Annotated in this window: 4 protein-coding genes; all 4 read right to left on the reverse strand. The window is 71.8% G+C overall.

What is annotated here, in order from left to right; translation table 11 throughout:
* Positions 1-233 precede the first annotated feature (233 nt).
* On the reverse strand, positions 234-959 hold the full coding sequence (locus tag FRW57_RS18975; protein ID WP_152186762.1) for a thymidine kinase: 726 nt from the start codon (positions 957-959) through the stop codon (positions 234-236).
* 142 nt (positions 960-1,101) lie between these two features.
* Positions 1,102-2,232, reverse strand: a complete 1,131-nt coding sequence (locus tag FRW57_RS18980) for an alkaline phosphatase family protein (protein WP_238999489.1) — start codon at positions 2,230-2,232, stop codon at positions 1,102-1,104.
* 27 nt (positions 2,233-2,259) lie between these two features.
* On the reverse strand, positions 2,260-2,862 hold the full coding sequence (locus FRW57_RS18985; protein WP_238384601.1) for a DUF5998 family protein: 603 nt from the start codon (positions 2,860-2,862) through the stop codon (positions 2,260-2,262).
* A 14-nt stretch (positions 2,863-2,876) separates the two neighbouring features.
* Positions 2,877-3,565 (reverse strand): acetate--CoA ligase family protein (locus FRW57_RS18990; RefSeq protein ID WP_203230418.1); only part of this gene is annotated, 689 nt, incomplete at its 5' end.

Raw genomic sequence — 3,565 nt, forward strand, 5'->3', positions numbered from 1 at the left:
TGCCCACGCCCCGGGCTCCCCGGCCGACGCCCTTGGCCAGCTTGCCCGCACGGGCCCGGCGACGGGCCGCCCGTCGATGCCGTGCTCCATCCCCGTCGGGCGGAGGCACGGCACGATCCGGTCCGTCCGTCCACGCCGGTGGGTCGAAGTGGTCATCGGGCGGCACACCCCCATCTTGCCGAATGCGCGGCGATCCGCGCTGATGCGGGGCCGCTACCGGACCCGCGCGTCGCTCACTTCCGGCGGTCAGGCGTCGCGCCGCGACGCTCGGACTCCTCGGCATCGCGGCGGACGGGGAGCGGGCACACGTCGAGGTCGAAGGGGAGCACCTCGGCGGAGATCGCCGCCGCGCGGGCGGCATGGGACGTCATACGACGCATGTAGTGCCGGCGACAGAGCACCTCGTACTCGACGACACCTTCGCGTGCCGCACCGGTGTCGCCCACGACCACCTGCGCGCCCTCGACCACCATGGTGCCCTCCACGACGCGGGCGTTGTGGGTGGCCCGGCGACCGCACCAGCACAGAGCCTCGACCTGCAGCACCTCGGTGCGATCGGCCAGCTCGATCATCCGGCGCGATCCGGGGAACAGCTCGGTGCGGAAGTCTGCCGTGATGCCGAAGGCGTAGACATCGATCCCCATCTCGTCCACCAGTCGCGCCAGCTGCTCCACCTGAAGGGGGGTGTAGAACTGCGTCTCGTCGCAGATGAGGTAGTCGACCCGGCGCCCGTGGGTGGCCCGCCGGACGATGACGTCCCAGAAGTCGAGTTCGTCGGTCACCTCCAGGGCAGGCGTGGACAGCCCCAGCCGCGACGAGAGCACCGCCTCCCCCGCCCGGTCGTGCTTGGTGAAGATCAGGCCGCCCCTGCCCCTCGCCGCGTGGTTGTGGTCCATCTGCAGGGCCAGTGTCGACTTGCCGCAGTCCATGGTCCCGGAGAAGAAGACGAGCTCAGCCACGGTCGCTGACTCTATGTTCACTGCCGCTGTTCCTCCGCGGCAGGGTCGCGCCACCGTGCCCTTGTGCCGCCCTCCGCTGGTCACCTGATTGCGGCTCCGGGACTGAGGAAACCATTGACCTTCCCGGTCGAGGAGCAGCAACCTACCGACCGGTTGCCTGGCTGTTCGCCATCCGGTGCAGCATCGGGATCGCCAGCTCGTCCGGAGTGAGCGAACCGTGCAGTCCCAGCAGCGAGAGCAGTTGCGGACGGGCCGAACGCGAGTCGACGATCGCGAAGTTCTCGCGCATCGCGACGATGATCTCCCCGATGCGCGGTCGCACCCGCTGGGTCACCGGCCCGAACCAGCCCTGGTCGATCGCCTCGTCACGGCTGCGGATCCAGGCCCGCTCACCGACCCGGTCCGACCACGTCTGCATCACGTCGGCGGCGGCCCCGTCCTCGCAGTGCAGCTGCAGTCCGCGGAACTCCCCTGCCACGTGGCGGATCCCGGCTGCCAGCTCCTCGTCGTGCGCGAGGTCGATGCGCAACGCGTGAGGCGCATCGACCATGCCGTGGTCGGCCGTGATGGTCAACGAGGTGTCCGTCGGGAGCGCCTCGCTCAGGCGAGCGAGCTGCGCGTCGATCTGCTCCAGCTCGTCGCCCCACTGCCACGACCGGCAGCCGTGCACGTGACCGACCTTGTCCAGGTCGCCCCAGTAGAGGTAGACGAGCGACCGGGGCGTCTCGCGCACCGCGGCCAGCGTGGTGTCCACCGCCGCCTCCAGACCGCGCGCCGCCCGAAAGCCACCGCCCCGCAACGCCGCATTGGTCAGCCCGGAGCCGTCGAAGTAGTGCGGCCCGACCCGGGTGACGGCCACCCCGGCGGCCTCGGCGCGCTGGAACACCGTCTCCGAGGGTTGCCAGACGAAGGGGTCAGGCCCGTCCTCCCAGGACAGCTCGTTGAGCAGCCGGTCCTCCCCGGGGATGAGCACCTCGTAGCCGACGAGTCCGTGCGCTCCGGGCGGCAGGCCGGTCCCGAAGGTCCCCATGCTGGTGGCCGTCGTGGACGGGAACCCGGAGGTCAGGCTCGGTGACCCCGCCAGCAGGGAACGCAGAAAGGGTGCGTGGCCGCTGCGCGAGCGCAGCAGCTCCAGGCCCAGCCCGTCGACCAGCACCACCACGGCCCGACGTGCCGGCGGCAGGGGGAAGGGCCCCCGCGGTCCGGCCACGCCCAGCGAGTGGACGACCGACGGCAGCACCCCGGCCAGGCCGGCACCGTCGTAGGAGGGCACCAGGGGCTGGGCCTGCGTCGGCAACGGTCAGCGCCCGATGGCCGAGGACAGGTGACCTGCGAAAGCCAGGGCCTGGCCCAGCGCGGTGTCACCATCCGCCTCGGCGCTGATCCGCAGGCTGATGTCGTCGGAGGTGATCGTGCCGTCGTAGCCGTGGTCGCCCTCGCACGTCGGATCGCCACAGGTCGCCGGCAGCAGGTCGACCCGGCTGACCGCCCCCCAGCCAAGGGTCAGGCTGACCTCTCGGCCCAGCGTGCCCGGCACGTAGCGGTCCGGCCCCGGGACCACGTGCGTGAGCATCACTCCCCGCACCGCAGACAGCGGCACCGTCTCGCTCGTGGCCGTCGCGACCTGCTGCGCGTCGTCGTGGTCGGCGGCGTGGTCGTCCGCGTGCACGATGACCAGCCTGCCCCCCGTCATCACCAGCACGGTGATGTGGCGCCGGACCGCGTCCTCGTCGAAGGTCGTCTCCTGGTGCACGAGGTGCGACACCACCTCGTCACCGGCCACCGCCGCCGCGACGACGTCGACCACGAGGGCAGGGTAGTAACCGGCCTGCTCGATCGCCTCGGTGACCTCGGACGGCAGGGAGCTGTGGTCGATCATCGACCGGTTGCTGGAACGGACCATGACCCCATCCTCGCTCACGAGGTCAGGGCCCGGCGACCCGTGTCCGTCCGGACCGGCGCCGGCGCGAGCGCCACCTCCGCGCCGAGCACGTCCGCACCCTGCTCGTGCGCGTTCACCGGATTGAGCTCGAGCGACGCGACCTCGGGCAGGTCGTCGGCCAGCACCGACAACCGCGCGACGAGCTCGTGCAGGGCCGCGAGGTCCACGGGCGCGGCTCCTCGGTGTCCGTGCAGCAGCGGTGCCGCCCGCACCGAGCCGACGAGATCCGCCACGTCGACGTCGGTCAGCGGCGGGATGCGGTGCGCGACGTCGTCGAGCAGCTCCGTCGGAGGTCCCCCCACGCTGAAGCTCACGACCGGCCCGAACAGCGGGTCCTCCGCCGTGCCGATCACGCAAGGCACACCCAGGGTGGCCTGGCGCTGGACCACGAAGCGGTTGGCGTGCAGCGGTGCCAACCGTGCGTCCAGAGCCGCGTATGCCGTGCGCACCGCCTCAGCGTTCGAAAGGTCCACCCGCACGCCGGTCAGCCCACCCTGGTGACGCACAAGGGGCGACACCGACTTCAGCACGACGGGATAGCCCAGTCCGTCGGCGGCGCGCACCGCGTCGTCCGCGGCGGCCACCGACACCGTGGGCCAGACCGCGACACCGTAGGCCGCGAGCAGCTCGGTGACCTCGTCCGGGCGCAGCTGCCGGCCGTCCG

The organism is Segeticoccus rhizosphaerae, assembly GCF_009192725.1.
GTDB classification, from domain to species: Bacteria; Actinomycetota; Actinomycetes; order Actinomycetales; family Dermatophilaceae; genus Segeticoccus; species Segeticoccus rhizosphaerae.

Bases quoted from the DNA above. Each gene is read 5' to 3' on its own strand.
- FRW57_RS18985 (WP_238384601.1), bottom strand. From the start codon at position 2,862: ATGGTCCGTTCCAGCAACCGGTCGATGATCGACCACAGCTCCCTGCCG.